This window comes from Micromonospora sp. NBC_01405 (genome assembly GCF_045040155.1).
GTDB lineage: Bacteria > Actinomycetota > Actinomycetes > Mycobacteriales > Micromonosporaceae > Micromonospora.
Window position 1 is genome coordinate 719,654 of record NZ_CP109532.1, and the last position, 26,194, is coordinate 745,847.

General features: G+C 69.2%; 25 protein-coding genes and 1 pseudogene. 7 read left to right on the plus strand and 19 right to left on the minus strand.

Features of this window, described 5'->3' with window-relative positions; genetic code table 11:
• Positions 1-79 precede the first annotated feature (79 nt).
• A complete protein-coding gene (locus OG559_RS02400; RefSeq protein ID WP_405111852.1) occupies positions 80-565 on the plus strand; it encodes a peptidase inhibitor family I36 protein in 486 nt (161 codons plus the stop codon).
• A gap of 277 nt (positions 566-842) precedes the next feature.
• On the opposite strand, the gene OG559_RS02405 is transcribed toward OG559_RS02400, so the two are convergent.
• Entirely contained in the window at positions 843-1,817 is a 975-nt protein-coding gene (locus tag OG559_RS02405; protein ID WP_405111855.1) for a helix-turn-helix transcriptional regulator, read from the minus strand.
• A 62-nt stretch (positions 1,818-1,879) separates the two neighbouring features.
• Here OG559_RS02405 and OG559_RS02410 point away from each other — a divergent pair, with 62 nt between their 5' ends.
• Positions 1,880-4,144: an ATP-binding cassette domain-containing protein gene (locus OG559_RS02410; protein ID WP_405111858.1), complete on the plus strand. Its 2,265-nt coding sequence runs from the start codon at positions 1,880-1,882 to the stop codon at positions 4,142-4,144.
• 56 nt (positions 4,145-4,200) lie between these two features.
• On the opposite strand, the gene OG559_RS02415 is transcribed toward OG559_RS02410, so the two are convergent.
• The 8 genes from OG559_RS02415 to OG559_RS02450 form a co-directional block, all read right to left on the minus strand.
• Complete coding sequence (locus OG559_RS02415; protein WP_405116320.1) at positions 4,201-5,787, minus strand: mucoidy inhibitor MuiA family protein; 1,587 nt, start codon at positions 5,785-5,787, stop codon at positions 4,201-4,203.
• 139 nt (positions 5,788-5,926) lie between these two features.
• Complete coding sequence (locus OG559_RS02420) at positions 5,927-6,460, minus strand: GNAT family N-acetyltransferase (RefSeq protein ID WP_405111861.1); 534 nt, start codon at positions 6,458-6,460, stop codon at positions 5,927-5,929.
• Positions 6,461-6,652: 192 nt separating this feature from the next.
• Entirely contained in the window at positions 6,653-7,402 is a 750-nt protein-coding gene (locus OG559_RS02425) for a sugar isomerase domain-containing protein (protein ID WP_405111864.1), read from the minus strand.
• Positions 7,395-8,579: a hypothetical protein gene (locus OG559_RS02430; protein ID WP_405111867.1), complete on the minus strand. Its 1,185-nt coding sequence runs from the start codon at positions 8,577-8,579 to the stop codon at positions 7,395-7,397. Before OG559_RS02430 ends, OG559_RS02425 begins: the two co-directional genes overlap by 8 nt.
• 47 nt (positions 8,580-8,626) lie before the next feature.
• Positions 8,627-9,562, minus strand: a complete 936-nt coding sequence (locus tag OG559_RS02435; RefSeq protein ID WP_405111870.1) for an N-acetylglucosamine kinase — start codon at positions 9,560-9,562, stop codon at positions 8,627-8,629.
• Positions 9,559-10,455, minus strand: a complete 897-nt coding sequence (locus OG559_RS02440; protein ID WP_405111873.1) for a carbohydrate ABC transporter permease — start codon at positions 10,453-10,455, stop codon at positions 9,559-9,561. The genes OG559_RS02435 and OG559_RS02440 overlap by 4 nt, the downstream gene beginning before the upstream one ends.
• Positions 10,456-11,280 (minus strand): carbohydrate ABC transporter permease, encoded by an 825-nt coding sequence (locus OG559_RS02445; protein WP_405111876.1) that lies wholly within the window; start codon positions 11,278-11,280, stop codon positions 10,456-10,458.
• 104 nt (positions 11,281-11,384) lie between these two features.
• Positions 11,385-12,665, minus strand: a complete 1,281-nt coding sequence (locus OG559_RS02450; RefSeq protein ID WP_405111879.1) for an ABC transporter substrate-binding protein — start codon at positions 12,663-12,665, stop codon at positions 11,385-11,387.
• A 159-nt stretch (positions 12,666-12,824) separates the two neighbouring features.
• On the opposite strand from OG559_RS02450, the gene OG559_RS02455 reads away from it, so the two are divergent.
• Positions 12,825-13,598, plus strand: coding sequence for a GntR family transcriptional regulator (locus tag OG559_RS02455; RefSeq protein WP_405111882.1), 774 nt, complete (start codon positions 12,825-12,827; stop codon positions 13,596-13,598).
• Positions 13,599-13,618: 20 nt separating this feature from the next.
• On the opposite strand, the gene OG559_RS02460 is transcribed toward OG559_RS02455, so the two are convergent.
• The 3 genes from OG559_RS02460 to OG559_RS02470 all read right to left on the minus strand — a co-directional run bounded on the left by OG559_RS02460 (position 13,619) and on the right by OG559_RS02470 (position 17,840).
• Positions 13,619-16,933 carry a beta-N-acetylglucosaminidase domain-containing protein gene (locus tag OG559_RS02460; protein ID WP_405111885.1) on the minus strand — a complete coding sequence of 1,105 codons (3,315 nt, stop codon included), beginning with the start codon at positions 16,931-16,933 and terminating at the stop codon, positions 13,619-13,621.
• 542 nt (positions 16,934-17,475) lie between these two features.
• Positions 17,476-17,715 carry a hypothetical protein gene (locus OG559_RS02465; RefSeq protein ID WP_405111887.1) on the minus strand — a complete coding sequence of 80 codons (240 nt, stop codon included), beginning with the start codon at positions 17,713-17,715 and terminating at the stop codon, positions 17,476-17,478.
• 2 nt (positions 17,716-17,717) lie between these two features.
• On the minus strand, positions 17,718-17,840 hold the full coding sequence (locus OG559_RS02470) for a hypothetical protein (RefSeq protein ID WP_405111890.1): 123 nt from the start codon (positions 17,838-17,840) through the stop codon (positions 17,718-17,720).
• Positions 17,841-18,192: 352 nt separating this feature from the next.
• On the opposite strand from OG559_RS02470, the gene OG559_RS02475 reads away from it, so the two are divergent.
• Both OG559_RS02475 and OG559_RS02480 read left to right on the plus strand, forming a co-directional pair.
• A complete protein-coding gene (locus OG559_RS02475; RefSeq protein WP_405111892.1) occupies positions 18,193-18,540 on the plus strand; it encodes a pentapeptide repeat-containing protein in 348 nt (115 codons plus the stop codon).
• 130 nt (positions 18,541-18,670) lie between these two features.
• Positions 18,671-19,282 (plus strand): annotated as a pseudogene (locus OG559_RS02480) (XRE family transcriptional regulator); the annotation flags it as partial.
• Positions 19,283-19,285: 3 nt separating this feature from the next.
• Here the strand turns inward: OG559_RS02480 and OG559_RS02485 are convergent.
• From OG559_RS02485 to OG559_RS02510, 6 genes are all read right to left on the minus strand, one after another.
• Positions 19,286-19,852, minus strand: a complete 567-nt coding sequence (locus tag OG559_RS02485) for an NUDIX hydrolase (RefSeq protein ID WP_405111894.1) — start codon at positions 19,850-19,852, stop codon at positions 19,286-19,288.
• 131 nt (positions 19,853-19,983) lie between these two features.
• Positions 19,984-20,382, minus strand: coding sequence for a hypothetical protein (locus tag OG559_RS02490; RefSeq protein ID WP_405111896.1), 399 nt, complete (start codon positions 20,380-20,382; stop codon positions 19,984-19,986).
• A 1,498-nt stretch (positions 20,383-21,880) separates the two neighbouring features.
• Positions 21,881-22,810 (minus strand): trypsin-like serine protease, encoded by a 930-nt coding sequence (locus OG559_RS02495; RefSeq protein WP_405111898.1) that lies wholly within the window; start codon positions 22,808-22,810, stop codon positions 21,881-21,883.
• A gap of 44 nt (positions 22,811-22,854) precedes the next feature.
• Complete coding sequence (locus tag OG559_RS02500) at positions 22,855-23,262, minus strand: hypothetical protein (RefSeq protein ID WP_405111900.1); 408 nt, start codon at positions 23,260-23,262, stop codon at positions 22,855-22,857.
• A complete protein-coding gene (locus OG559_RS02505; protein ID WP_405111902.1) occupies positions 23,259-24,089 on the minus strand; it encodes an IS5 family transposase in 831 nt (276 codons plus the stop codon). The genes OG559_RS02500 and OG559_RS02505 overlap by 4 nt, the downstream gene beginning before the upstream one ends.
• 88 nt (positions 24,090-24,177) lie before the next feature.
• Positions 24,178-24,654, minus strand: a complete 477-nt coding sequence (locus OG559_RS02510) for a hypothetical protein (RefSeq protein ID WP_405111904.1) — start codon at positions 24,652-24,654, stop codon at positions 24,178-24,180.
• 152 nt (positions 24,655-24,806) lie between these two features.
• Here OG559_RS02510 and OG559_RS02515 point away from each other — a divergent pair, with 152 nt between their 5' ends.
• Complete coding sequence (locus OG559_RS02515) at positions 24,807-25,031, plus strand: hypothetical protein (RefSeq protein ID WP_405111907.1); 225 nt, start codon at positions 24,807-24,809, stop codon at positions 25,029-25,031.
• A 74-nt stretch (positions 25,032-25,105) separates the two neighbouring features.
• A complete protein-coding gene (locus tag OG559_RS02520) occupies positions 25,106-25,357 on the plus strand; it encodes a hypothetical protein (RefSeq protein ID WP_405111910.1) in 252 nt (83 codons plus the stop codon).
• Positions 25,358-25,429: 72 nt separating this feature from the next.
• Here OG559_RS02520 and OG559_RS02525 read toward each other — a convergent pair whose 3' ends face one another.
• A complete protein-coding gene (locus tag OG559_RS02525) occupies positions 25,430-25,561 on the minus strand; it encodes a hypothetical protein (RefSeq protein ID WP_405111913.1) in 132 nt (43 codons plus the stop codon).
• Between the last annotated feature and the right edge of the window lie 633 nt (positions 25,562-26,194).

Genomic DNA, 26,194 nt, shown 5'->3' on the forward strand with positions numbered 1-26,194 from the left:
TCAAGCGGGTCGGCGACTAGCAATGGACCCGGGACGTCATCGACGCTCCGCACCCGTTCCCGAAACGAAGGAGAAGACGATGAAGGCACGAATGGCCACCATGGCCGGTACGGCCCTCGGCGCCCTGGGCCTGCTCGGCACGTTCGCCGCGCCCGCCGCCGCAGCGCCGCAGCGCAATTGCGCGGTCAACCTCGACACCGGGGCGGTGACCTGCGCGAGCAGCGAGGACCGGGCGCTGCGCGCGGTCGGCGCCCAGGCCAGTCTGGTCATCGCCCGCACCTACACCGGGGCGAACTACACCGGCACGGTGCTGGCCTGGGTCCAGAACCAGGAGTGCACGCCGGCCTACGACGCCGAGTTGCAGTGGGACGACCTGCGCAGCACCGCGGCGGGCGACCTGAACAACAAGATCAGCTCGGTGCACACCTATCACCAGTGCGACGTGAAGCTCTTCGACGGGATCAACTTCACCGGCGCGTCGTCGACCTGGATCGACCAGGCACCCGTGCTCGGCAACATCGGCGACGGGTGGGGCAACCGGGCGGGTTCGATCAAGTTCTCCTGACCGGCAGCCGGCCGGTCGGCAACCGCTGAATTCGCACCACCACCGATATGTCGGCTGAGAGGGCTCCCGGACGGATTCGACTCCGTCCGGGAGCCCGTCCTACGTCCGCCGTCCGTCAGGTGCTGCTGGCGATCCGCCTGCCCGGCGACGACCATCGCGTCCTCGACCTGACGGGCCTCCGCGGGCTCGCGGCCCCCCGATGAGCAGGCATTTACCGGAGAAATCGCGGTCCACCGAACACCGACACGCCGACGCCGGACCAAACGATCTCCACGGTTCAGTCAGCGAGGGTGACCGCTGACGTCGCGGTCCTGAGGCGCTCACCGAAGGCGCGGCAGGCGGCGGCGAACTGCACTCCCTCGTCGATCCGGAATTCCGCGTCGAGGAAGGCGAGGTTCAGCACCAGCCACTGCCACGAGTCCAGGTTGAGGAAGACCTCGGTCTGCTGATCGTCCACGGGACGGATCTCGGCATCCTGGTGCCTCAGGGCGTCCACGACGCGGGTGGCCGGGGCCTTCACCAGGAGCCGGACCGGTTGTCCGCCCCGGTCGAGTCCCTGTCGCAGGTATGCCAGGGCCGACTCGGCCGGCAGCGGGCGTGGCACGTGATGGGTGCCGGTTCGTACCGGGTCGGTGACGCGGTCCAGGCGGAACACGCGCCAGTCCGCACGCCCGGCGTCCCAGCCCAGCAGGTACCAGCGCAGCAGGTGATGGACCTGCCGGTACGGCTCCACGCGTCGATCCGTTCGCTCACCCCGGGCGTCGACGTAGGTGAACGAGATCGTCTCGCGCTGCGCGATGGCCTCGGCGATGAGGCTGAGCTGGCGGGTGGACACGCTCGGAGCCGGTCGGGCACCCGTCTCCAGACTGGCACGGACGGAGGCCACCCGAGGACGCAGTCGGGCGGGGAGGAACTGGTCCAGCTTGCCGTAGGCGCGGGTCGCGGCGTCATCGAGTCCCCCGTTCCCGGCAGCCCCGGTGGCCGCGAGAGAGGCGAGCCCGAGCAGGGTCGCGACCGCCTCGTCGTCGTCGAGGACGAGCGGGGGCATCGTGCGACCGGCCGTGAGCTGGTAGTAACCGCCCGGCCCCGGGTGGGTCTCGACGGGGTAGCCGTACCTCCGTAGCCGGTCGACGTCGCGGCGCAGGGTGCGGGGGCTGACGCCCAGCCGCCGGGCCAGTTCGTCGCCGCTGAACGACCGGCCGGTCTGCAGGGTCGCCAACAGGGCCAGTACGCGTTCCGTGACGTCCGCCATCACCCCATTCTCCCTGCGGTCGCGGTCAGGATGTGACCACATCTGCTCGTAGCGTCGTGGTCATGAAGCAGCGAAACGTCAGCATTCGCGGGGCCCGCACGAACAATCTGCGCGACGTGGATCTCGACATCCCCCGCAACCGCCTGGTCGTCCTCGTCGGCGTATCCGGTTCGGGGAAGTCCTCGCTGGTGTTCGACACGATCGCGGCGGAGGCGGGGTACCAGCTCAACGAGACCTTCCCGCCCTTCGCCAGGAACCGGCTGCCGAAGTGGACCCGTCCGGACGTGGAGCACATCGAGGGCCTGACTCCGGTGATCGTCATCGACCAGCGCCGGATCGGCGGCAACACCCGCTCGACCGTCGGCACGATCACTGACGCCTGGACCTACCTGCGGCTCCTGTTCTCCCGCCTCGGTCAGCCCCACGTGGGTGAGTCGAACCGCTTCTCCTTCAACGATCCGGCCGGCATGTGTCCGACCTGCTCCGGGCTCGGCGAGGTGGTGGTCAGCGCGGTCGAGCGCTTCCTGGACCTGGACAGGTCCCTCGCACAGGGCGCGATCCGGCTACCCGGGTTCGGCACAGGTAACTACTGGTACGCCCAGTACGCCGATATCGGCGTCTTCGACGCCGACACCCCGCTGCGGCAGTGGTCCCCCTCGGAACGGGAAGCGCTGCTGTACGGCGGGCAGGCGGCGGCCGGGCTGGGCCGCAAGCCCCCCAGGGGTTACGAGGGAATCGTCGAGCGGTTCGAGCGGATCTACCTGCACACCTCCGACAACCTGTCAGAACGCAAGCAGGGCGTCATCCGCCAGTTCACCCGGGCGCGGACCTGCCCGGAGTGCGCCGGCGACCGACTCAACAAGGCGGCGCGAACGGCCACCGTGCTCGACCACACCATCGGCGAGATGTCCCGCCTGGAGATCAACGAACTCGTGCGCCTCGTCCGGACGATCACCTCCGTCCGCGTCGCGCCCGTGGTGACGGCCCTGACCGCCCGGCTGGAGGCGATGAGCACGATCGGGCTCGGCTACCTCACGCTCTCCCGGGCGACGACCACCCTCTCCGGGGGAGAGTCGCAACGGATCAAGACGGTCAAGCACCTCGGCTCCAGCCTCACCGAGATGACCTACGTCGTCGACGAACCGACCGTGGGACTGCACCCCACCGACGTGGAATCCGTGATCAAGCTTCTGGAGCGGTTACGTGACAGCGGGAACAACGTCCTCGTCGTCGAGCACGACCCCGCCGTGATGGCCCACGCGGACCAGATCATCGAGGTCGGCCCCGGCGCTGGTGCCGCCGGCGGGCAGCTCGTGTTCCAAGGCACCTTCGCCCAGCTCCGCGAGGCCGACACGCCGACCGGCCGAGCCCTGGCCCAGCACCGGCCGGCGAAGCTCACCCCACGCCCCGCCACGGGGAGCCTCACCGTCGCCGACGTCAGCCGCAACAACCTGCGGCACGTCACCGTGCGGTTCCCGACCGGCGTGATGACGGTCCTCACCGGCGTCGCGGGCTCCGGCAAATCCAGTCTCGCCGACGAGCTGGCGGCCCAGCACCAGGCGACGGTGATCGATCAGAAACCGGTCAGCACCAACCGCCGGTCCACCCCGATCACCTACACCGGCATCGCCCCCGCGATCCGCAGGCTGTTCGCCCGGCACAATCAGGTGCCGGCCGGCCTGTTCAGCGCCAACTCCGACGGCGCCTGCCCCGACTGCGCCGGGCTCGGTGTCATCCACACCGACCTCGCGTTCATGGACGGCCAGGAGATCGTCTGCGAGACCTGCCACGGCCGCCGCTTCACCCCGGAGGTCCTCGCCCACACCGTGAACGGACTGTCGATCGCCGACGTCGACGACCTCACCGTCGACCAGGCCATGGCGCAACTGCCCGACGCGGGCATCTCCCACGCCCTACGTCAGCTCGGTGCCGTCGGCCTGGGTTACCTGCGCCTGGGACAGTCCCTGAGCACCCTCTCCGGTGGGGAATGCCAGCGGGTGAAGATCGCCAAGGAGCTCCGTCAGGCCGAGCAGCCCACCACGTACGTGCTCGACGAGCCCACCACCGGGCTGCACCCGAACGACATCGACACGCTGCTGCACGTCCTCGACAGCCTGGTCGATCAGGGTCACACGGTCGTCGTCATCGAGCACAACCTCGACGTCATCCGCCAGGCCGACTGGCTGATCGACCTCGGCCCCGGGCCCGGCAGGCACGGCGGAACCATCCTGTTCGAGGGCCACGTAGCCGACTACACGAGCCGGGCCACCCCGACGTGTCAGGCCCTCACCCACGGCGGACCGGCGGCGGCTGCCCGCCCGCGCTGAGCCCCACCCGCGATCCCGCGTCCGTACCGCCGACACCGGGGCCCTTCCCTACCCGGTCACTCGCGCCAGCCGGCCAGCTCGACCCCCTTGGCGAGTTCGACCCGGAAGCCCATGGTGATCTCGCCGCTCTCCCCCGGCGCGAGCCGCAGCCGCCAGGTCAGCTCGCCCAGCTCGGTGCGCTCGGCCGGCGGCGGGGCGAGGGTGGGTTCCCGTACGACCACTGCCTCGTCGCGGGACACCGGAAGCTGGTCGCGCACCTCGACGCTCGCCGGCCGGGGCGTGTGGTTGGCCACGCTGATCCGGTACTCCACGTCCCGTCGCCGGGTCGAGCCGAGCGTGGCCCGGGTGTCGGCGCGCCGGCCCAGTTTCCGTTCCACCCGCACCCGGTCGTCCACTCCGAGCGCCAGTTCGGTCTCCTCACCGGGCGCCCACATCGGCAACCGGGTGGCCGCGACGAAGTCAGCGCCGTGGAAGACCGCCGCCGCGCCGGGGAGCAGCGTGTGTGCCGAGGTGTTGCGTACCGTCGCGCGCAGGTGCGCCTCGGCCGCGCGGACCGGCACGGTCACGTGGTCCAGCCGGGCCGGCAGGTCCAGTACGGCGATGGTGGCCCGGTACGCGCTGCCGTCCGCCGGCACCGCGACCGGGCGGGCCGGCCGGTAGGTGGCCGCGGTGACCCCCTGCTCGACCGCGGCGACGCTCTCCCGCACGCTGGGGCGCGGTGCGCCGGACCGGGCCGCACCGCCCATGGTGGGCGGTGCCGCGCCCGGCGGCGGCGGAGGTCCCGGCCGCGCGTCGAAGCTGGCCACCGACATGGGCATCTGCGGCGGCACCGGCCGGACCCGGTCGAGATACCAGGGCGACAGCTCGGGTACGCCGGCCGCCGCCGCCGGGCGGGCGGTCGAGAGCTGGAGCACGCACTCCGGCCAGTCCTCGCCGGTGTTCTGGCTGACCAGGCCGAACCAGGTGACGTTCATGGTGTCGTCGACCAGCCGCAGGTCGTAGGAGGGCTGCCAGCGGGCCCCGTCGACCAGGTAGGTCAGCTCCAGGTCCAGCTCGGCGTCGTCGGCGTCCACGGACACGGTCACCTCGGCGGCCAGCCGGTCCGGCTCCCGCTTGCCGTGCGCGGCGTCGAGCTGCCGGTCGACGGCCGCCAGTTCCTCGGTCAGATCGGTACGCTGCCGGGCCAGCCCGCGCCGGCGGCTCTGGGAGTCGGCGAGCTGACCGGCCATCGAGTCGGCGAAGGTGGCCACGTCGGTCGGGCCGGCGTCGCCGGAGGCCAGCGCGCGGGCGTACGTGCCGCCGGCCCGTTCGGCCAGCCGGGCGAGGAACTGCCCCCGCTGCTCCTCGATCTCGTACGTGTCGTTGACCTCGGCCAGTTCGTCGGCCAGCTCCCGGCGCCGCTGCTCCAGGCCGCGTACCTGCCCGTCGGCGCTGCGCGCCTGCCGCCACGTCGTCACGTCCACACCGAGCACGGTGGCCGCGCCCCGGCCGCCGACCCGTAGCGAGTCCCGCCGCAGGCCCAGCGGCAACGGTGCGATACGTACCCGGTGCTCACCGGCGGCCAACCGGGTGCTGCCCCGGCGGGTGACCCGGGCCCGGTCCGGATAGACGGTGACACCGACGATGGGTGCTTCGATCTCCATTGCCTTCACGGCGGCGAGGGTAGTCGGACCGCGCTCGTAACCCCAACGCCCCGTGGCGAACCACGAGGTTCTTCACCCCGGCTCTCCTCGTGCGGCAGCCGGTTCGGCGCCGACAGTTGGTCGCGTATGGCGGTTGCGGTCAGTTCGCGTCCCACTCGGTGGCGAGCAACCCGAGAATGACCTGATCAGCGAAGTCCCCATTCACCCAGGCCGCACGGCGCAGGGTGCCTTCGGGCACGAACCCTGCCTGGGTGGCTGCTCGTATCATCGCGGCGTTGTCGGCCAGCGTCTCGACCTGCAACCGGTGCAGGCCGCGCACCACGAGGCCGTAGTGGCACAGCACCCGGATGACGTCGGTGCCCAGCCCACGGCCGCGGAAGGCCGGCCTCAGCGAGATTCCGAGGTGCGCCATTCTGTTATGCAGGTCGATGCCCCACAACAGCGCCTCGCCCGCCAGTTCGTCATCGGCGAGCTGCACCACCGAGAAGCACGCGGCATCGTCGGTGGGGCCGGAAACCGTGTACGGCGACGCGGCGGAGCCGGGTGCGATCGGACGCCATGGACGGGAGTCGGCCTTTGACCGGGTCGCGACGTCGTCGTAGAGCTCGGACTGCAGGACGGGAACGTCGGTTTCGTGTCGGGCCCGCAGCCCGATCTTGTCGCCACGTAACATGCCGTGTTCCTACCCGACGCGACCTGTCGTGATCAACCTGGTTGTTCGCTGGACAGGGCCTGGGCGGCGGTGGGTGCCTGCTCGGGCCGGACGCCGGGCAGCGTCCATGGTTGCCGCGATGGGTGCGGCGTCGCGAACGACATTCCGCACCACACCACGGCCACCTACGCGATCTCGTTGACCTACGCGCAGTCAGGGTTCGATCGGGCGGACCCGACCGTGGTACCGCTCCAGAAGGTCGGCATTGCGCGCGTCGCCCGAGGCGAGATTCGCGGATATGTACACCGGCGGGTTGATGCCGCGCTCCAGCAGGCGGCGGCAGACCAGTTCGGTGAGGAGCTGCGCGATGAGCACCCCGGTGAACGACGAGATCGCCCCGATCCGGACCTCCGGGGTGATCTCCAGTGCCGCGTCCCCGGCCGGAGCCTGGTTGTCGATCACCACATCAGCCAGGTCGGCGAGATGCGCTCCCTGGGTCGTACGTGCCCCGGCGGAGCGGGTGTGTGCGAGTGAGGTGACGGCGATGATCGGATGCGCCCGCTCACGGGCCAGCGCCGCCATCTCGGTCACGGCGGCGTTGATGCCGGAGTTGGAAACGATCAGGAAGACGTCCTGCGTGGCGGGCGCGGCGAGCTCGTAGATCCGCTCGGCCAGGCCGGACTCGCGCTCGTACGTCGGGTCGAGGATCGGCCCCGGGTCGGCGCCGCCGAACATCACGAGATCCTTGACCGCCAGCATGCTGACGGGTACGAGACCACCGGCGCGCGCCGCGAGTTCGAGGGTGACGATCCGCGAATGGCCGGTCCCGAAGGTCTGCAGGACACCACCGGCGGCGATCGCGTCGGCAACGAGCGTGGCCGCCGACTCGATCGCACCGAGTTGGGTGGCGAGGATCTGTTCGAGTGCGTTCCGGGCGATGTCGGCGTAGGCGGGTTCAGACACTGTTCCTCCTGGAACGGTCATGGTCGCGGGCGGCCTCGACGGCAGCCTCGACGGCAGCCTCGACGAGGATCTCGCCGCTGCCGGCGCTGACCGGGCTGGCATAGGTTTCGTAGCAGGGTGGTGTGTCGCGGGTGGGCAGGTAGCCGAGGTAGCCGTTCGCGTAGCCGAGGACGACGACGTCGGCAACCTGGTCCCCCGCCCCGGAGCGGATCGCTTCGCCCAGTTCCAGGAACATCTCGCCGGGCACGCCGACGATCGTGACCCCGTCGAGGTGTACCGCCGCGACCTCGGCCACATATGGTTCGGTGCGCCGGCGGGCCGCCTGCTCCTCCGCGAGCCGCAGCCCCTGTTGCAGGACCAGACGGATCCGACCGTCTCCGACCTGCGGGGTCGGGCGGGCGGACGCGTCGAGCTCCGCCGGCTGTTTGGGCCGTAGCCGGACGTTCCGCGAGACCGGTGGCCGTACCGGTGCCGCCGGGTTGTGACCGACGGGTGGCGGCGGCTCCACACAACCGGCTACCAGGGCGCCGAGCCGGTCCACTTCGGGTCGCCCGGATCCCTGGCGGGTGTGCCGGGTACTGATGTCGCCGGCGGCGCCGGTGGCGACGACCACCCATCTGTCGGGTGCGGACAATGCTCGGCGAATGCCGCCACTCAGGTCCGCGCTCACCTGGTTGTTGTCGGCGGGCAGGACGGTCGGGTGGACCGGGGAGACCACTATCAGGCCGACCACGTCGGTACCCGCGGTGACCGCGATGGTGTCGACGGGGATGTCCATCGCCGGCGGGTCCGCGACGTTACGGCGGCCCGCGAGCCCGGAAACCAGGGTGCGGGTGGCGCCGAGCCGGGCTGCCCGCTCGGATGCCATGGCGTGGCGCGCGGCCGCGAGTGACGCGGCCACGAGCCGGTCGCCGACGGGCCCTGGCGTGACCCCACCGCCGGGGAAGCAGCCCGACTCGGGGCCCGCGTGCGTGTGCGTGGCGGCAACCCAGCAGGAGGACACACCGATGCCCCGCATGGCGGTCCGGATCCGAGCGACGACGTCGACATTCACGCAGACCAGGTCCGCGACCACCAGAGCGAACCGGTGGCCGTCGTCGGCGAAGGTCACCACGTGGACCTCGATCGGGTCGAGCACGCCCTGCACGCCCTGGGATCGGTCGACGTATCCACCCATGGGTTCTCCGGGCACGACCGCGAAGCGGGCCGTCCCGTGTCCGACCCTCACGCGTCCCCACCCGGGTTCTGGTCCGCCAGCAGGCGGGCGTAGGGACCGCTGCCGCGCAGCAGCGTGGGGCCGCCCTCAAGCGGCTCGGCCTTGGGGCTGACCAGCGGCAGCCCTCTGGCGTCGAGTTCTGCGGACAGTGCCCGGTGGAGGACGTTCCCCTGGGCCAGTAGCCGTCCGCTGTACGACACCTGGCGTTCCGCTCCGCTGAGGCGGAGTCGGTTGGCCGCCGTCTCCGCCGCGTCAGCGAGATCAGTTGCGGCCGTGGCGCAGATGCGGCCCGCCACCGGGTCGGCCCGGGCGGCCGCGTCGAGAACATCGAGAGCGAAGGCCGCCGTTCGGGGGATCATGGCGGGGTCCCGGTAGTACCGCTGGAGCGCCGCCAGGTCGACGCCCCCGAGCGCCGCGACGAGGCGGTCGGCCAGCGTGGTCTCCGGGCCGACCCGGTCGTACGACGCCGTCGCGGCGCGCATCCCGGCCAGCCCGATGGCGAACGCGCTGCCGCGGTCGCCGAGATGTGGACCCCACCCGTCGAGGCGGGCATAGTTGCCGTCTGTGGCCACCGCCAGAACTGTTGTCCCGGTTCCGACGCACAGGACCACACCGGCGCCGTCGAGGGCGCCGGCATGGGCGAGGACGCTGTCCTCCACGACCGCGGCGGGACCGCCGAGGAGCCTCGTGATGGCGAGGGCGAGGCGTCGACGCTCGGCGTGGTCACCCGGCAGGCCGGTCAGCCCGGCGAGCACACCTGCCACCGTTGTGGGCAGCGAGATGGTGTCCGCAGCGCCGCGGATGGCGTCCAGGATCCGGGCGACGCCGTCCTCGCCTGGCTGGTAGACGAAGCCGGGCCCGATCCCGAGCTGGCGACCGGCTGGAGTGCTCAGCAGCATCCTGAGCTGTGATTTCCCACCGTCGATGGTGATGGTAGCTGTCATCGTGACATCCCAGCGGTCAGGCCGGCGACGATCTGCTTGGTCGCCAGCGCGAAGACCACTGCCAGCGGGACCAGGGCGATCACGAGCCCGGCGAACAGGGTGCCGCGATCGGCGGCGAACTCGCCGAAGAACCGGGTCAGCCCGACGGGGATGGTGTATTTGTCGCCGCTGCGCATCAGGACCAGCGGATAGAAGAAGTCGTTCCAGGTCGGCGCGAACTGGAAGACCGTGACCACCGCGAGTGCCGGGCGCATCAGTGGCAGCACGATCGAGACGAACAGGCGTCCCTCGTGTGCTCCGTCGATCCTCGCGGCCTCCTCCAGTTCCCCGGGCAACCCCCGCATGAACCCCATGATCACGAAAACGGAGAACGGAATGCCGCCCGCCGCGTAGAGCAGCACCAGCCCGATCCGGCTGTCGATCAGGCCCATCGACTGGAACATGTAGAACACCGGCAGCAGGCCGAGCTTCGCGGGAATCATCAGACCCGACAGGAAGAACGCCGCCAGCAGGGCGCGTCCCCGGAATCTCCACCTGGCCAGGGCGTAGGCGGCCAGCGCCGACACGCCGACACACAGCACCACCGAGGCGCCCGTCACCGCCAGAGAGTTGATCAGGTACGTCGAGATCGACGCGGTCTCCCAGGCGCGGACGTAGTTGCTCACGTCGAACGAACTGGGCAACCCGACCGGTGCGCGAAGGATCTCCGCGTTGGAACGGAACGAACCGATCAGCACCAGCAACAGCGGGCCGAAGGCGATGCCGGCGTACGCCCACAGGATGACCTGGATGCCGATGCCGCGGGTGAGCAGACGCCGGCGGGTACCGTCCGGGCGCGTTGACCCGCTGGTGGTTTCCGACGTCGTACGAGGGGTGGTCGTCAGGGCGTTCATCTAGGTCACCTCCCGGCGGCGCAGCACCCGCTCCAGGACGACGGATATCCCGAAGATGAACACGAAGATGAGCATGGCCAACGCCGAGGACTCTCCGATCGCGTTGCTGCCGCCCTGGAAGGCGGTCCGGTAGTAGAGCAGGCCCAGCACGTCCATGGCACCTCCGGGGCCGCCGTCGGATCCGCCCAGCGCGTAGACGAGGTCGAAGATGTTGAAGCACCCGATGAACGTCAGAACGGTGATCACCCCGACGGCCGGCATCAGGAGGGGGAACCTGACCTTCCAGAAGGCCCGGGCGGCTGACGCGCCGTCGATGGCGGCCGCCTCCTCCAGCTCCCGTGGGACACCGGCCAGGGCGGCGCCGAAGATGAGCATGGGCCCACCGATCCACTGCCAGGCGTTGACCAGGATCAGTACCGGCAGCGCGATGTCCGGCTCACCGAGCCACGGGCGTGCCCACGAGTCCAGGCCGACACCTCTGAGCACGTGATTGACCGGGCCGAAGGTGGGGCTCAGCAGGAGCGACCAGATGTAGCCCACGATCAGCGGGCTGATCAGGTAGGGAAGCGAGAAGAGGGTCTGGAACAACCGCTTTCCCCATGGGTTTCGATGCAGGAGCACGGCCAGGCCCAGCCCGATGGTGTTCTGGATCGCCATGGTGCCGACGAAGAAGAGCACGTTGTGCCCCAGCGCGGCGGCGATCTCATCGCTCAACGGGTAGCGGGTGAAGACCTCCCGGTAGTTGCCGATCCCGACGAAGTCCGCCTGACGGGTGCCCTCCCAGCGGAACAGCCCGTAATAGAAGGCGGTGACCAGAGGTACCACGACGAAGAGGCCGTAGAGAGCGAACGCCGGCAGGCAGAATGCCGCGATCCACCCCGGTGAGGTCCGTCCTGCCTGGCGGCGTCGCCGCCGGGCAGGACGGACATTCAGTTCTTGGGCCTGAACCACTGATCGACCCCTCGCTGGACGTGTCCGGCCGCGTCAGCGGCGTCACGTCGACCGAGCAGATAGTCGGAGAAGGCCGCCGAGGCGAGGTCCCAGGCCGTGGGTGACCCACCGGAGAAGTACGCGTAGGTGACGTACGGGCTCGGGTTCTCCTGGTACGCCCGCAGGGCCTGGGCCAGGAGCTCGTCCTGAGGCTGGACCTTGGGGACCGCGGAGATCTGACGCAACTCGTTGGAGTACGCCCGGCCGAACTCCTCCGACGCCATCCACCGCACCAGGTCCAGCGCGGCCTTCTGCTTGGGGGACTTCGCCGAGACCCCGAACGAACCGTCGACGTAGCCGGGAACGAGCGTCTTGTCGACCGCCGCGCCGGGCGCGGGCGGCACGTTGAAGATGCCCATCTTCAGGTCGGGGTTGGCCTTCTCGAACACGCCGAGTTCCCAGATCCCGCCCGGGAACATCGCGGCGCGGCCGGAGGTGAAGAGCGCCTGCGCGTCGGCGTAGCTCACCCCGGACGACTGCGGTGCCCAGTACTTGTTGGTGCCCTTCCAGGTCTCGAGCGACTTCACCCAGGGGCTGTCGGTGAACTTCGCCCCGCCGGTGGTCATCTTGTTCAGGTAGTCGGTGCCGCCGTAGGTCGTGGCCCCGAAGATCTCGTGCTGGATCGGCAGCATCCAGGTGTCGGTGACCGTGCTCGCCAGCGGGATGACGTCGGCGGCCTTGAGCTTGTCGAACGCCGCGATCATGTCCGCCCAGGTGGTGGGGGCCTTGATGCCGTGATCGGCGAAGAGCTTCTCGTTGTAGATCACGTGCAGGGTCTGGAGTGCGAACGGCACTCCGTAGACCTTTCCGTCGCTTTCGCCCCGGGCACCGTCGAGGACCGGCTTCGGGAAGCCTGCCAACTCCTTGATCTGGTCATCGAGGGGAACCAGACCGCTGGCGGCGACCAGCGGCTGAAGCAGGCCGTAGGAACGGAGCTGCGCCACGTCCGGGCCGTTGGCGTCGGTGAGCCCTGTCTTGAGGATTGTGTCGTATTCGGTGTTCTTGTAGGGGACGTACTCCACGGTGACACCGGGGTTGGCGCCCTCATAGATCTCGAAGATCTTGTTGTATGCCGCGACATCCTCCTGCCGCCATCCCCAGACCTTCAGGTTGACGGCGTCACCGCCACCGCCGCCGTCGTCACCGCTGCCTGGCGCGCATGCGGCGAGCGTGACGGTGAGCATTGCAGCCGCTCCCAACACGCCGTACTTCCTGGGCATCCAGAACTCCGATCGTTGTAGTCGCCACCCCACCCAACCGGCGGAGAGCCCGACTGTAATACTGGTATAGACCGCTGGTCAACGGGTAAGCCGACGTCACCGAGGAGCGCGGCCCCGCCACGTACGATGACGTCGATCGAGCAGGAAGGAGACAAACTCGTGCCGAGGACCCGACATGAGCCGAGCGACGGAGCGCTTGAGTCGTTGCTGGCGGAGCAGAACCGTGGCAAGGGCAAACACATCACCGATGTGCTCACCTCATTGGTCCTGAACTCACGAGATGGTTCCCTGCTCCCCTCCGAGCGGGTGCTCGCCGAGCGGTTCGGAGTGGCCCGGATGACCGTCCGGGGCGCCATCGACGCGCTGGAGACGAAGGGAATGGTCCGGCGGGTCCCTGGACGCGGCACCTTTGTGCAGCATCCGACCCTGACCCACTCGGAGATATTCCGCTCGTTCAGCGAGGACATGCGGATGCGCGGTATGACGCCGGGCGCCAAGAGCTATCGCGCCCGCACCCGCCCGGCCACCCGCACCGTCGCCACCAACCTCGACATCGCTCCGGGCGAGCCGACCCACTACATCGAGCGGATCCGTACCGCCGACGGGATCCCGATGGCACTGGAACGGACCAACCTCGCCACGGCGCGGTTCCCCACCCTGCTCGACGTGCTGGGGCGCGACGACTCGCTCTACGACATCCTGGGACGCGCCTTCGGCGTGCGACTCGAATCGGCACGGCAGACCGTGACCATCGCGCGGCTGACGGCCACCGAGGCGAAGCGACTCGAAGTCGCCGAGGACGACCCGGCGTTCCTGATAGAGCGCATCTCCGTCGACAACATGGGCAAGGTCGTGGAGTTCGGGCGGTCGCTCTACCGCGGGGACCGGTACGCCATCCGGATGCGCGTCAGCCCACCGCCGCAGGGCGGCTGACGCGCATCCGGAGGGTCTGGCTACCCGATTCCGGCGAAGTAGTGCTCCTGGATCTCGGTCGCCGTCAGCGCGTGGTCATAGATCGCCGCCTCGTCGAGGTCACCCTGCAGCCGCTGGGACGTGTCGTCCCCGCGGCCACCGAGCTTGATGCTGGACGTGCCGCTGCCCGGGGCCACCGTCGTCGCGACACTGTTGTCCGCGACGCCGTCGACGTACACGGTCAGCCGCGATCCGTCGAACACGGCAGCGACATGGTGCCACTTGTTCGGCGTCAGCTGGGTGCGGCCGGTGACGACGCCGTGTCCCTTACCGGGAGCGCCGAGCGACCACGCCTGCAGGACACCGTTGCTCGCCCGCAACGCGTACCCGCTGTGAGCCGGCCCGGTGTAGCTCTCGATGACCGCCTGCCCTGGCGCCGGAACGATCGTGTCGAGCTTGACCCACGCCTCCAACGTGAAAGGCCCGGCCAGGTCGGTACGCGGGGAGCGCGGCGCGTCGATGTAGCCGTTCGAGAGGTCTGCCGCGCCGTTGCCGGCAAGCACGCCCGCGGCACCTGGCTCAGCGCTCTGGTAGGTGCCGTTCTGCCCGCTGGTGGAGCTGTCGACGGCGGTCCTGGAACCGGCCGCGTCGCCCAGCCTCCAGTAACCGGACGGGTTGGCCTTGGTCACGAAGTCCGGATAGCTGCCCTCCCCCACGATGATCGTCAGCGGCAGGTTCACCGGCGCGACGCCGTCCTTGTGGAACGTCACCGTCACCTGGTGCCGGCCCGGGGCGGTGCCGGACGGGACGGTGACGGCAACCGGCACGCTCGCGACGATGGTCCGACCATCCGGTCGCGCCTGGAGAACCTGCGTCGCCGGGGTGACGGTCCAGCCGTCCGGGCCGCTGGCGGTGACGCTTGCCTTCACCTTGCCCTCGTCGAACACCTCGAAGGCCACCTGGAACCGTTTGGTCGCCCCGGGTGCGATGAGCGCACCCGACGGTTCGACCGAGACCCGACCGCGCAGCACGTCGGAGTAGTGCGGGACGATCTCGTAGACGCGTGGCGCGACGGTTCCGGGGGTCCACTGGATCCGTACCGCGCTGGCCACGAGGTCCTTGGCCTGCACCTTGGTGAATCCGTCGGCGAGCTGCCCGAGGTCCACCCAGGCGCCGTCGACCAGCGCCTGGATCATGCCGTCCGCGGGAGCGGCAGCGTCCTGTACCACGGTCACCGCCGACAGCCGGTGCGGCTTGGTGATCGGGACCGTGATCGCGTCACCGGCCTGCGGTGCGCCGGCGGCGACGTAGAGCGTGTCGTCGCGCCGGTCGGTCAGATTCTCCAGCCGGGAACCCGATGCGGCAGCCGGCGCACCGGTGGGGGCACCGAGGTCCCCGTACCAGCGGTCACCGATGTAGGCGTCACTCTGGGACGCCGCGAAGCTCAGGAGATCGTCGACCGGACCGGGGCTGATCTGGTGCCAGGTGCGGTCGAGGACGAGGCGGGCGCTCGACTGGTCCCGTCGGGCCACCCAGGCGGCTTCGCTGGAGCCCGCGTCCTGGGCCCGGAGAATGCGCAGGGCTGCCCGACCTGCCTGGCCGGTCACGCCGACCCGGTCCAGCCAGGGCGCGATCTGCTTGAGCAGAACCGGGTTGTCGAGCTTCGCCCGTAGCGCGGCGGGGAGTTCCTCGAGGCGGCGCAGCTCACGGTCGACCCGGGCGAGCTGGGCGTTCACGGGTCGGCCGGCCCGGTAGTCAGCGATGAGACGGGTGATGAGCGCCGCGAACTCCGGCCGGGTGGTGGCGTCCAGGACGCTGGCCCGGTTGTTCTCGGCGAAGAGCCTCAGTTCCTCGTACGCGTCGCCGCCGAGGATCTGCAGGGTGTGCGTCCATGAGCGTTCCGCGTCGTAGGCCACCGGGTTCCAGGCGTAGTCGGCCTGCGTGCCGAGGGCGATCTGCGAGGCGTCCTGGAAACCGACGAGCTCGTTGAACGAGATGCCGATCGTCTTGTTGGCCATGCCGGCGTCGCGGTTCGTCAACGGGCCCAGCAGCAGCCGGTTCGTAGCGTAGTCGTTGACCGGGTAGTTGTCCCAGAGCATGATCCGGTGCCGCGACCACACGTCCTGGGCGGCCTGGAGGTCCGCCTCGGTGATGCTCGGCGAGACCACTGCCGGCCCCGTCCAGTAGAGGTCGACCTCGGTGCTCAGCAGCTCGTCGAAGCGCTCCGTGTACGGGGTCTTCGTCATGCCCCAGTACTCGGTCGGCACGGCCACCATGCGGCTGGCGCCGGGGTGCTTCTCGATGAACTCCCTCTGCATGAAGTTGGTGACCTCAGCCTGGGCCACCGCGAGCGGTGACCGGTCGCCACGGTAGGCGTCCCGGTCCTCCTGACAGGCGAAGTTGCCCGACACGTCGTCCCAGGCGATGACGTAGCTTCGGACACCGATCTCCCACATCTGCTCGAAGCGTGCCAGCAGCTTGGCCCGATCGGTCTCGCGCACGTGACAGATCCCCTTGGCGGGCGCCATCGGCGCCTCCGGCGAGATCCGGTACACGAAGTCGACATGGCGCGCCTTCGCCAGGTCGACGATCTCCTTCATCCGGGCCAGTTCCGCCGCTTCGTACAACGAGTCCCAGTTCGAACCGGTGCGCAGGTCGTCGGCCGGCCCGTAGAAGTACTGGTTCATCTTGTGCCGCGCCAGGAACTCGATCTGCGAGCGCCGGTCCTCCTGCGACCAGACCGGTCCGTAGAAGGACTCCATCCCGCCACGGACCTGGTACCCCGGCCAGTCGCGGACCTGCACGCCGCCGACGGTTACCCGGGAGCCCTTCTTCACGAGCAGTTGGCGCAGCGACTGGACCGCGTAGAAGGTGCCGGTGCCGTCCACACCGGAGAGAACGATCCGCGACCGGCCACGGTTGTCGTTGCCAGCCGCCAGCACGTACCCCTGAGCGGGCAGCGACTCCGGACCCGCGACCTTGAGGGCGCGTAGCGCATCGGTGCTCGCCGGCGTCTCGCGCGGCCCGCCCAGGATGATCATCGGTGCGCGGGTCGTCAGGTCGCTGTTGCGCACGATCCGGGCGGTGACGCCGTGCGTGGAGAGCAACTCCACGAGCGATGTCCGCGCCGCTGGGTCGGCGGCCTCGCCCGCGACAACATCGATGTTGTCGGGTAGCGCCACGGATCCCGGGCGCGAGTCGATCTGCTGCGGCACCGGAAGGATTCGAGCCGCGTGGTGGGGAGCCCGCCGCTCGGCGCTGGCAGGCAGGGGGGTCAGCACGCCTACGGAAAGCGTGACCGATGCGGCTAATGCGACAGCGCGGCGATAACCGCGAGATGTGCGTAGAACGAACACGCGACCTCCACTTTGTTGGTTCAGGGTCGGTAGCTGTTGCCGGCGCGCGCCGGCTCGGAGCGCGATGGTGTGGCATGCAGGGGGCTGACCGGCACAGGATCCGCCGGCCCGTCGGGTCAACAGGGGAGCCGATCGGGCCGTCGGGGCCGGAGCCCGGTTCGGGTCTTCGGATTGGTCTATGCCAGTAACGAGAATCCCTGCTGCTCCTGGTTACGTCAAGACCTCACCGACCAAGTTGAGGCTGTTGAGGCCAAGCTTCGGACCCGGCAGGCGCCCCGCCCATCGCCCGATATCCGCTGATCACAGGCACCATGGAGGGCTAGCCGCCGGGTTGTTCATACTGGTCTAGCCCTGATGCCATCTGTCTGGCAGGGCGAAACCAGGGTCGTGACCGCCACCGGCCGAGCCCGTCACGCCCCGCCCAGCCGTGCAGATGGCGGCGTCTGGCCTCGTGGGCAGCAGGTTCGCGATCCTCGCGGCGAGCATCGTCATCGGCGGCTGCGGCTGGGACGCCCGCCGCATGGTGCGCGTGCTATCCGAAGTCATTCGGCCTGCCGTGGGTCGTCGTGGTCGGGTGTGGTCAGCGGGGTTGCTGTGCTTCGCTGCTGTACTTTCTCGGCGGCGGCGAGGACGTTGCGGGCGGCGGTCGCCACGGCGCACTCCGGTATCCGGCAGATCGGGCAGCGGCCGTCGGGGCCGGGTCTGTGGTCGCGGAGGATCGCTCGGGCGGTGAGGATCAGTCGGTTGCGGATCTGGGCCAGGGACAGGAACGGGGTGGTCATGGTCAGGCCACCCCGAGGACGGCGGCGAGCTGGATGATCGTCGCCGGGGCGTGCGGGTTGCGAGCCACCTGGGCGAGTACGTCGCTGGCAGGGGCGCGGCGGCGTGCTCTTGGAAGGACCGACACCGCCGCGCCCGCCTGCGAACGGGGCCGCGGCCATCTGGTCACATCGACCCCGGACCGCGTCCGTCGGCCGGCGTGGCTACCCGAAGGGTCGATGGCAGGCGGGATGGCTCCCCACCCCAACCACTCACGGGCCGCAAGCCGCCGACGGACCCCCGACCATCCTGGAGCCGGAGCGCCCCGCCGGAGGCGCAGTACCCGCACCCCACCACCAGCCGCCAGCCGCCAATAGACGTACAGAAAGCCCTCCCACACACAGGCCGGCGACCGGCTGTCCTGCGCCGCATGATGCGTCGCATGTGAGCGCGTAGAAAGCCGGTGGTTCGGCAACGGGCGATCGGGCTACGGTCCGCGGATGAGCATCCTGCCCGGCGCGACGAGGCAGTCGTTCGTGGGTCGCGATCTTCGGCATCGCACCCTCGATAGGCACTCCTTTAAGTTCTGTGATTTCCGTGGTGCCGACCTCCGGGGTGCGTCTCTCCGGGGTGCCCGCTTTGCTGGCTGCGATTTGCGGGATGCCGACCTGCGCGACACGGATCTGTCCTACGCGCAGTTCAGCTACGTCAGGACTCACGATCCGGAGTACGGACGCACGGACGTTACCGGAGCCCGGTGGGATGGGGCCAACCTTCGAGGTGTCACCACCGAGCGCGTCATTGGGTGGCCGGACGGCCTCTCAGACTCACGCACTACTTCAGGTTGACGTGTCGGCACCCAGTGCCACTCTGGCCCTCGTTGAGCATGCCAGCGTGGCCCTTCTGCCAAATCGCTGGACTCGACTCCGGAGACACCGAGCGGCCTTCCTGCCGCTGATGCGGGCCATCTCCCGCCAGCTCCTCGGCGCGGAGATCCTCGCGGCGATGAGCCAACAGGCCACCTACCTCGGCCACACCGCCACCGGCCTCGACCTCGCCCGCGCCGCCGGCCAGACCGCCCGCCGCGCCGGGGTTCCCGTCCTGACCGCCGAAGCCCACGTCATGGAAGCCCACGCCCTGGCCAAGGCCAACGACGAACGGGCCTGCGCCGCCGCCCTGCACCAGGCAGACCAAGCCCTCGACCGGGCCGACCGCAGCGCCGACCCGCAATGGCTCAGCTACTTCGACGAGGCGTACCTGTCGGCCAACTTCGGCCACTGCTTCCACGCCCTCGGCCGCAACGCCCACGCCGAACGCTTCGCCGCCCGATCCCTGCGCATGGACAACCGATACGTACGCGGCAGAGCCTTCAACCTCGCCCTGCTCGCCAGCGTCCACGCCCAGCAGGGCGAACCCAACCGGGCCTGCGCCATCGGCGCAGAGGCCCTGACCCTGACCGCCCAGCTCCGTTCGGCCAGAGCCGTCCGCTACCTCCGCGACCTGCAAACCCAGCTCGCCCCACACCGGCGGCTACCCGCCGTCCGGCACTTCACCGGCCGCATCGACGCCACCCTCGGCCCACGACGCTGACCCCTACAGCTCCCCCCGGGCTTTACGCGCGACCAGCTCCAGCACCGCGATCACCGTGCCGGCACCGACAATCTCACCCCGGAACACCAGCCCGTACGCCTCGTCGAGCGGAATCCACGCGACCTGCTCCGCCTCGTTCACGTCCACCGGTGCGCCAATGTGCTCGGCCTGCCGGGCCAGGAACAGCAGATTCTCGGCGTCGGCAGTGCCGACCCACGGTTGGAAGGACAACAACGGCTCCACCGCCTGGGGCCGCCAGCCCGTCTCCTCCTCGACCTCCCGTACCGCACACTGCGCCGGCTGCTCCTCACCGTCGACGTAGCCACCAGGCAGCTCCCACACCCACCGGTCGAACACAAACCGGTGCCGCCGCAACAACAACAGACGCTCCCGATCGTCGAGTACGGCGACCATGGCCGACCGGGGAGCCCGGATCACGTACTGCTCGAAGCGCACCCCGTCCGGCAACTCCACCTCGGCGATACTCAGCCGCGCCCGCCTAGTGTCGTCCACCACCCGCTCGCCGTGAACGGTCCACCGGGTCAACTCCGTCGCCTGCTTCTCCACCACCCCGCCAGTATCCGCGCCGAACCTCACCACGCGCCGCAGGCCCGATGTGTCCCAGGCACAGGCTGTACGCCGCCGACCACATCCGTGTTGAAAGGTGAGGCCCACCCTGCGCCTTCTCGCCGCGTAGTTGGTCAGGCCTTGCCAGCAAACTGCCCAGCAACGCTGATCGCCGTGGCCGCGATCGCCGAGAGCATCCCCACGATCGCGCCCAGGGTCGTCAGTCCTTCCCTGGGTGAAGCCCAGAGCCCACGGTTCATCTGACGCCAGGCGTGCGGAACGATGGTCATCTTGAGCTTCTGCCACTTGTGCTGTCGCTTGCTGCATCCGAGCAGAAGGCCGGCTGAGTTGTTCCGGCATAGGGTCCCGTCCCGGTTGACGGCGCAACACCACACCGGAGCTTGGAACAGGAAGAAGCCGGTCACCAGTATCGACAGCACAAGCAGCACCACCGGCCCCACGGAGCGAGTCCACCACGCCGTAACGAGGATGACGAGCGCCAGATAGCCCCAGTACCGTCCCAGACCCTTCATGGTGATCGAACGTAGCGGACCGCACGCCTACGGTAACCACCATCTGTCTGGCACCCGACTCGCAACCTGCCGGACACCACTTGGCGTTGAACTGTAACCGGGTGCCAGACGAACCGGGCAAAGGATGCCCGATGACCGCCTGAGCTGCACAAACGCTAGGCATCGATCGTCACCAGCGGGCATCTTTAGTTGACGTTCCACGGCCTGCCGACGGCCTGACTCCTTGGCCCCCAGGCAACCATTACGACGCTCTGACCTGCGATGGCTGCCGGTTACGCTGGGCGAGATCGTCCGTTGCTGTCTCACCTGCGTCCAGACCCGTGTCTCTCGATCGTCACTCACTTAGTCACCCGCCTCTGGCCGGCAGCTACGGCAACTCGAATCATGCCCGTCAGGGCTACTCGACCACCAGTAAACAACGTCCGCACCGGTTTCCTGTACAAGACGGTCCGTGAAGATCGCTCCATGTTCGTACCAACACCTACGTTGTTCAGCGTCCGCGTGTTCACCCCCTCCGTACTCGCTGTGCTGTTCCCACCAGACCCGCCACGCCAACAGGTCCCCAGCCAATTCAGCGGAGATCCCAAGCCGTTGCGGCGACGACATGCCGGCGGCCTCCCAGACCGGGAAGGCGGAGAAGTCTGGAAAGACATCCAGGCGGTAGCCACTCGGTGGCAGGCCCTTCGAGCACCACCTCGCGTGTCGCCGGAACTCAAACTCGTCCATTGCCACCTCTGTCACAGACACGGAACCTGTCACCCAAGTTCACACTGCCAGGTGATTCGCCATCCCGTCTGCCGTCGACCCGCACTCCTGTGGAGCGGGCCGCCGCCCGGCCCGCCACGTCAAGACGGCCTTGACGGCTGTACGGACGCCGGCGGGTCGGGCGGTGGTCTGCTCGGCTAGCCCGGGTCGACGGCGGGCGGGATGGCTCCCCACCGCCACCACCCACGGACCGCAAGCCGCCGACGGAGCCCCGGCCATCCTAGAGCCGGAGCGCCCCCGCCGGAGGCGCAGTAACCGCAGCCCCGCCACCGGCCCGCCGGCCGCCGACGGACCCGCCGGGCGTTCCCCTACGCCGCACGGACTGCTGGCCGCGCGGCCAGGCCGGCTGCCGGCCCACCACCCCACTCCGCATCAGCCTCGCCGGCCGGGACGCGACGATCACCGCGCTGACCGCCCAGATCGGTGACCTCAAGGCGCAGTTGGCCAGACTCCAGCAGACGCCAGCGGCCCACGGCTGACCCCTCGTGGACGTGTGGCGAATCGTCCTGGGCCTCCAGGGCCGTCGGTTCAAATCCGGCCGTCCCGACACAACTCAGAGGGCGCATCCAATCGATGGATGCGCCCTCTGGTCGCGGCTGGGGGTCTAACTGAGTGGCTATCGATCAGCGTCGAAACGCGGTTCCATGGCGATCGCGCCGTGCAAGAGCACCGCCCGCACCAGCAAGCCGGCGGCGGGCCACGTGACGGCGGGCTGCCGCTGACTTACGTGGTGCTAGGGCGTGGAGGGTGTGGCGACCCGCAGGCCTGAAATGGTGTTGACCGCAGTGGCGACCACGGACATGCCGCCGCCGGATTGGCACGAGACGTAGTAGTTTGCACCCCAGGCCTCGGAGATCACTGGGGCGAAAAAGCTACCCAGGCTGTTTTCACCCCAGCTGACGATTCCTGCGGCCAGGACCGAGCTCCCACCGTTCGTCCAGTTGTAGATTGGACCGCCGCTGTCGCCCTTGCACGCCGTGACGGTACCAGGGGTCTTGGGATGATACTCGATGGTGTAAACACACCGTCCCTCCGGGGGCCATCCCGAACAATCCATGTTTTGCCCGTCGGAGATCAGGTTGCAATTGACTGCTGTGATTCCGTGCACGCAGTAGTTGCCACCCTCTGGCACCCCGTCGGCTCTGTAGCCGGAGACGGTGATCACACCGTCGGCGGGGTTGTTGCCGACGTAGATGTACGGCTGGTTGCTCTTGCTGGTGCCGAGCCGGACAACACCCAGGTCGTAGGCCGCAGTCCTGTCGTACAACTCGTGAACGAAGTCACTGGTACCCATGGCCGAGCCGACGCCGTTAGAGACCGGGACGCCGTCCAGGAAATCAAAGCAGTGTGCGGCACTCAGGGTGAAGCGCCTCGACGGGTCCCCGGAGGCGTACATGCTGAAACCGCTCGTGCAGGCGGCGCCGTTGATCGATAGCATCGCTCCACCCCAGTAGGGGCTGGTGTCGGCAGCGCGAGTTTGGAATTCCGGATTGTTGGCACGTCCAGCGGACACCGTGATGGGAATGCCGGTCCGGCTACGGGTGGCGGAGATGCGCTGCAGGAGAGCCAATTCGCCGGCCTTGGCAGCTTTTGCGCCGCGCGCGACGGCTGACAGGTCATCGACGATGACTGTCAGCCCGGATCCGTCGGTCGCTAGCTTCACGGTGACCGGCTCGCCGTAGAGCTCTGAGAGGGCGGTTCGCAGGGTTAGGTCCGTTTCGAGGTGAGGGTGAATACGCCGGGTTCGTCTTCGGTCAGGACGTTGCGGTTGACCATTCGTTTCAGCTTCGCGCGGGTGCTCTCGACGTGGTTCGGTGAGGGCTCGACGTCGAGTGCGATGCAGATGGCTTTGGCGCGCATGCCGGCGGGCGCGGTGGTGAGGACGTCCAGGATCTGCTGGTAGGGGGCGCTGGCGATCGTCGAGTCGTCGGCGGTGAACTCGGCGGCGGTGAGGGCGCTCAAGGTGGTGCGGGTGGTCGCCAGGGCGGCCAGTTCGCCCTCGATGCGGGCGAGTTCGCTGGTGAGGGCGGCGATCTGCTCGCGTAGCCGGTCGACGGTCTGACCGGCGGTGGTTTCGCGTGCGGTGATCAGGTCGAGGATCGCGGTGAGGTTCACCGGTGCCGCCAGGACGGCGTGCTGGTGCCGGTCAGCCGACGCACGATGGTCGCCATCGACGCCCACAACGTCCGGGACACCGCCGATTCTGGGCGGCTCTCGTACTCGCGGACGAGACGACGGTGCAGCATCAAGGTGCCGTAGGTCTGTTCCACGATCCACCGCTTGCGTACCGGCACGAACCCGGGGCGGGAGTCGGATCGCTTGACGACCTCGACGTCGACCCCGAGGACGGCGCCGTGCAGCGCGAAGTCCTGCTTGAAGCCGGCGTCGACCCAGGCCCGGGTGACCGTCGGGGTGTGCTCGACGACCTTGTCGAGCAGCCGTATGCCGATGGCGTTGTCGGTGACCGACGCGGCGGTCACCACGACCGCGATGATCAGACCGAGGGTGTCCACGGCCAGGCCGCGCTTACGGCCGGACACCTTCTTGCCGACGTCCTTGCCGGTCGTGGCGGCCGGAACATGGTTCGCCGCCCGGACCGACTGGCTGTCCAACACGACCGCGGTCGGATCCTCCCGACGGCCGGCCTTCTCCCGCACCTGACACCGCAGCAGATCATGGATCGCCTGGTCCGTGCCGTCGTCCCGCCACAGCGCGAAGTAGTAGTAGGTCGCCGACTTCGGCGGCAGGTCGTGCGGCAGGTACGTCCACTGACAACCCGTCCGGTTCTGGTAGAGGATCGCGTTCACGATCTCCCGCAGGTCGTAGTCACCCTGATTCCCCGACACCGAGACCCGCTTGGCCTTCCACGCCCACAGGAACGGCCCGATCAACGCCCACTGCGCGTCGGTGACATCACTGGGGTACGGCTTCCGATCACCCATGACCGGGCTAACGCCGCCCGGCCCCGAAGGTCACGACCGCGATTCACATTCCATGGCATCGAGGTTCGGCTATCAATGGCGTACCCGATCAAAGGCCCTCAACCGGACGCACGGCATAGATCAACTCGAAGATCCTCGAACCGCCCTCTGAGGCCGGCATGACTTCGTCTGCCGCCCGCATGAGCTGCTGACGGGAGTATCGGGCCGGCTTGATCACCAGTTTGACGCCGCTGATGGCGGCCTGTGAGCGCAGGTGGCTCAGCTCGTTTGGAACCTGGCCCGCCCAGTAGAGCACCAGGGTGCGGTTCGGCGTGTCAACCTTCGAGCCGGCGATGTGTGCGTCATACACGTCTGCGGTCAGCTCGTGGACACGCTGACTGAGCGTGAGGATCGGTTCTTGCGCCAGCTGGTCGGCTCGGTCGGCGGGCGACAGCATTTCGATCCCTACGATGGGCGGCGTGCCGTTCTTTGACGTGTCGTCTGTCGATGGCGCGGCCTGAGCGGCTGGTGCCATCGTGATGGCGAGGAGGGTCGCGGCGGTCGCCGCGAAGGCTCGTCTGTTCATCTACCGTCCGTCCCATGTGGCGGGCTTTCCCGGCCTGAGCACGGTTCACGTCTGCGTGACCGCAGGCATACGGTAGAACAAGCGACGCTGTCGCGGTGCCCCACAGACATCGATCGACGTCTATCACCTTGATCGAGCATCACGATTGAGCGGTGCGTCGACCAGTGTCATTCGGCATCCTGCTGACGGCGGTGCTGGGCCTCGGCGCGGCCCTGCTGGTGGCCGTCCGGGCGCTGCACGTGGCCGAGATCCGCTCGTGCGGGGTGGTGGTGACCCTGGACCGGGTCTACCGGGAGGTCCCGCCGCAGACCCCGGCGGGGCGGGAGATGGCCGCCCCGCTCGCGGCGCTGAGGCGCACCTACGACTACTCGACCTGACCGCTCTCGACCTGATCCCTGCTCTACCCAGCCCGGACCGGCCTGGTCCGGGCCTCGTCGTACCTGGAGGCATCATGACTCAGACCCAGATCCCCTCGCCCGACAGCGCCCCGTCCGAGCCGCTGTTCACCGTGGGCGCGATCACCGCCGCTGTGACGGCCGTGATCGGCCTGCTGGTCGCGTTCGGCCTGCCGGTGTCCGACGCGCAGCAGACGGCGATCCTCGGCCTGGCCGCCGTGGCCGCCCCGCTGGTGGTGGCGGCGGTCGCCCGGGGCCGGGTGTGGTCCCCGGCGACCGTGGCCCGGGTGGCGGGCCCCCGCCGGTAGGCCCACCGCCGACCAGACAGACAGCGGCCCCGCTCCCCTCTTGAGGGCGGGGCCGCTTCGTCGTCTCCGGGATCAGCTGACCTTCACGATCCGGCAGCTGATCGTGCCGCCCGTCGGCGGGGCAGCGTTCAGGATCGTCGTCTCTTCACCCCGGACCGTGTCGCCCGCCGGCACCTCACCCACGTACGCCGTGTCCGTGTCCAAGCGCGCGAGCAGGACCAGTCATCACCGGCTGGTCCTGCTCGCTGCCACTATCGAACGTCCGGCCACGGCAGATGAACGTGCTCGTGAAGCAAGGCCGCGACGAAGCTCATACCCATCAAGGCGACCAGAACCCAGATCGTCCACACCGTCCACAGCGGTGCGCCCCGGCGTGCTGCTGACCGTCGGGCGTCCCGGGTCATCCGACGCTGGACCGGCCTCCGGTTGGACCGCTGGCGGATAGCCCGACGCCGGCTCACTTCACGCTGCGTAGGTGCTGGCGCTTCGAGCGGGCGTGTAGGCCGTCTACGAACCCGAGGGCCCGGTCGTCGCTCCACCCTCCGCTGTCACCTCCGTCGAGGGCGTGCAGCCTCGGCTGCTTACGTCGGTGCCGGGCGGCCCGTACCCGGAGCCAGACCACGCAGCCGATGGCCGCAAACCCCAGCAGCAACGCGAGCGTCAGCGGGTCCGGGCCCCCGCCGGCGATGGACGGTCCCGGTTGCTGCGGTAGGGCCTGCTCGACGATCGGCGTCGGGCGGGGCGATTGCTTCTTGCCCGCCGGCCCTGTCGGCGGGCCGGCGGCTGGTGGTGCGACAGCCGGTCCGCCCGCCGGCGGCCTGCCTGCGGCGGGGGTGG

What these genes read in the sequence shown, in the direction of transcription:
- OG559_RS02410 (WP_405111858.1), top strand. Translation starts at nt 1,880, where the DNA reads ATGAAGCAGCGAAACGTCAGCATTCGCGGGGCCCGCACGAACAATCTG.
- OG559_RS02450 (WP_405111879.1), bottom strand. Translation starts at nt 12,665, where the DNA reads ATGCCCAGGAAGTACGGCGTGTTGGGAGCGGCTGCAATGCTCACCGTC.
- OG559_RS02415 (WP_405116320.1), bottom strand. Translation starts at nt 5,787, where the DNA reads ATGGAGATCGAAGCACCCATCGTCGGTGTCACCGTCTATCCGGACCGG.
- OG559_RS02505 (WP_405111902.1), bottom strand. Translation starts at nt 24,089, where the DNA reads ATGGGTGATCGGAAGCCGTACCCCAGTGATGTCACCGACGCGCAGTGG.
- OG559_RS02400 (WP_405111852.1), top strand. Translation starts at nt 80, where the DNA reads ATGAAGGCACGAATGGCCACCATGGCCGGTACGGCCCTCGGCGCCCTG.
- OG559_RS02435 (WP_405111870.1), bottom strand. Translation starts at nt 9,562, where the DNA reads ATGACAGCTACCATCACCATCGACGGTGGGAAATCACAGCTCAGGATG.
- OG559_RS02420 (WP_405111861.1), bottom strand. Translation starts at nt 6,460, where the DNA reads ATGTTACGTGGCGACAAGATCGGGCTGCGGGCCCGACACGAAACCGAC.
- OG559_RS02475 (WP_405111892.1), top strand. Translation starts at nt 18,193, where the DNA reads ATGAGCATCCTGCCCGGCGCGACGAGGCAGTCGTTCGTGGGTCGCGAT.
- OG559_RS02510 (WP_405111904.1), bottom strand. Translation starts at nt 24,654, where the DNA reads ATGAACAGACGAGCCTTCGCGGCGACCGCCGCGACCCTCCTCGCCATC.
- OG559_RS02520 (WP_405111910.1), top strand. Translation starts at nt 25,106, where the DNA reads ATGACTCAGACCCAGATCCCCTCGCCCGACAGCGCCCCGTCCGAGCCG.
- OG559_RS02490 (WP_405111896.1), bottom strand. Translation starts at nt 20,382, where the DNA reads ATGAAGGGTCTGGGACGGTACTGGGGCTATCTGGCGCTCGTCATCCTC.
- OG559_RS02430 (WP_405111867.1), bottom strand. Translation starts at nt 8,579, where the DNA reads ATGGGTGGATACGTCGACCGATCCCAGGGCGTGCAGGGCGTGCTCGAC.
- OG559_RS02405 (WP_405111855.1), bottom strand. Translation starts at nt 1,817, where the DNA reads ATGGCGGACGTCACGGAACGCGTACTGGCCCTGTTGGCGACCCTGCAG.
- OG559_RS02440 (WP_405111873.1), bottom strand. Translation starts at nt 10,455, where the DNA reads ATGAACGCCCTGACGACCACCCCTCGTACGACGTCGGAAACCACCAGC.
- OG559_RS02465 (WP_405111887.1), bottom strand. Translation starts at nt 17,715, where the DNA reads ATGACCACCCCGTTCCTGTCCCTGGCCCAGATCCGCAACCGACTGATC.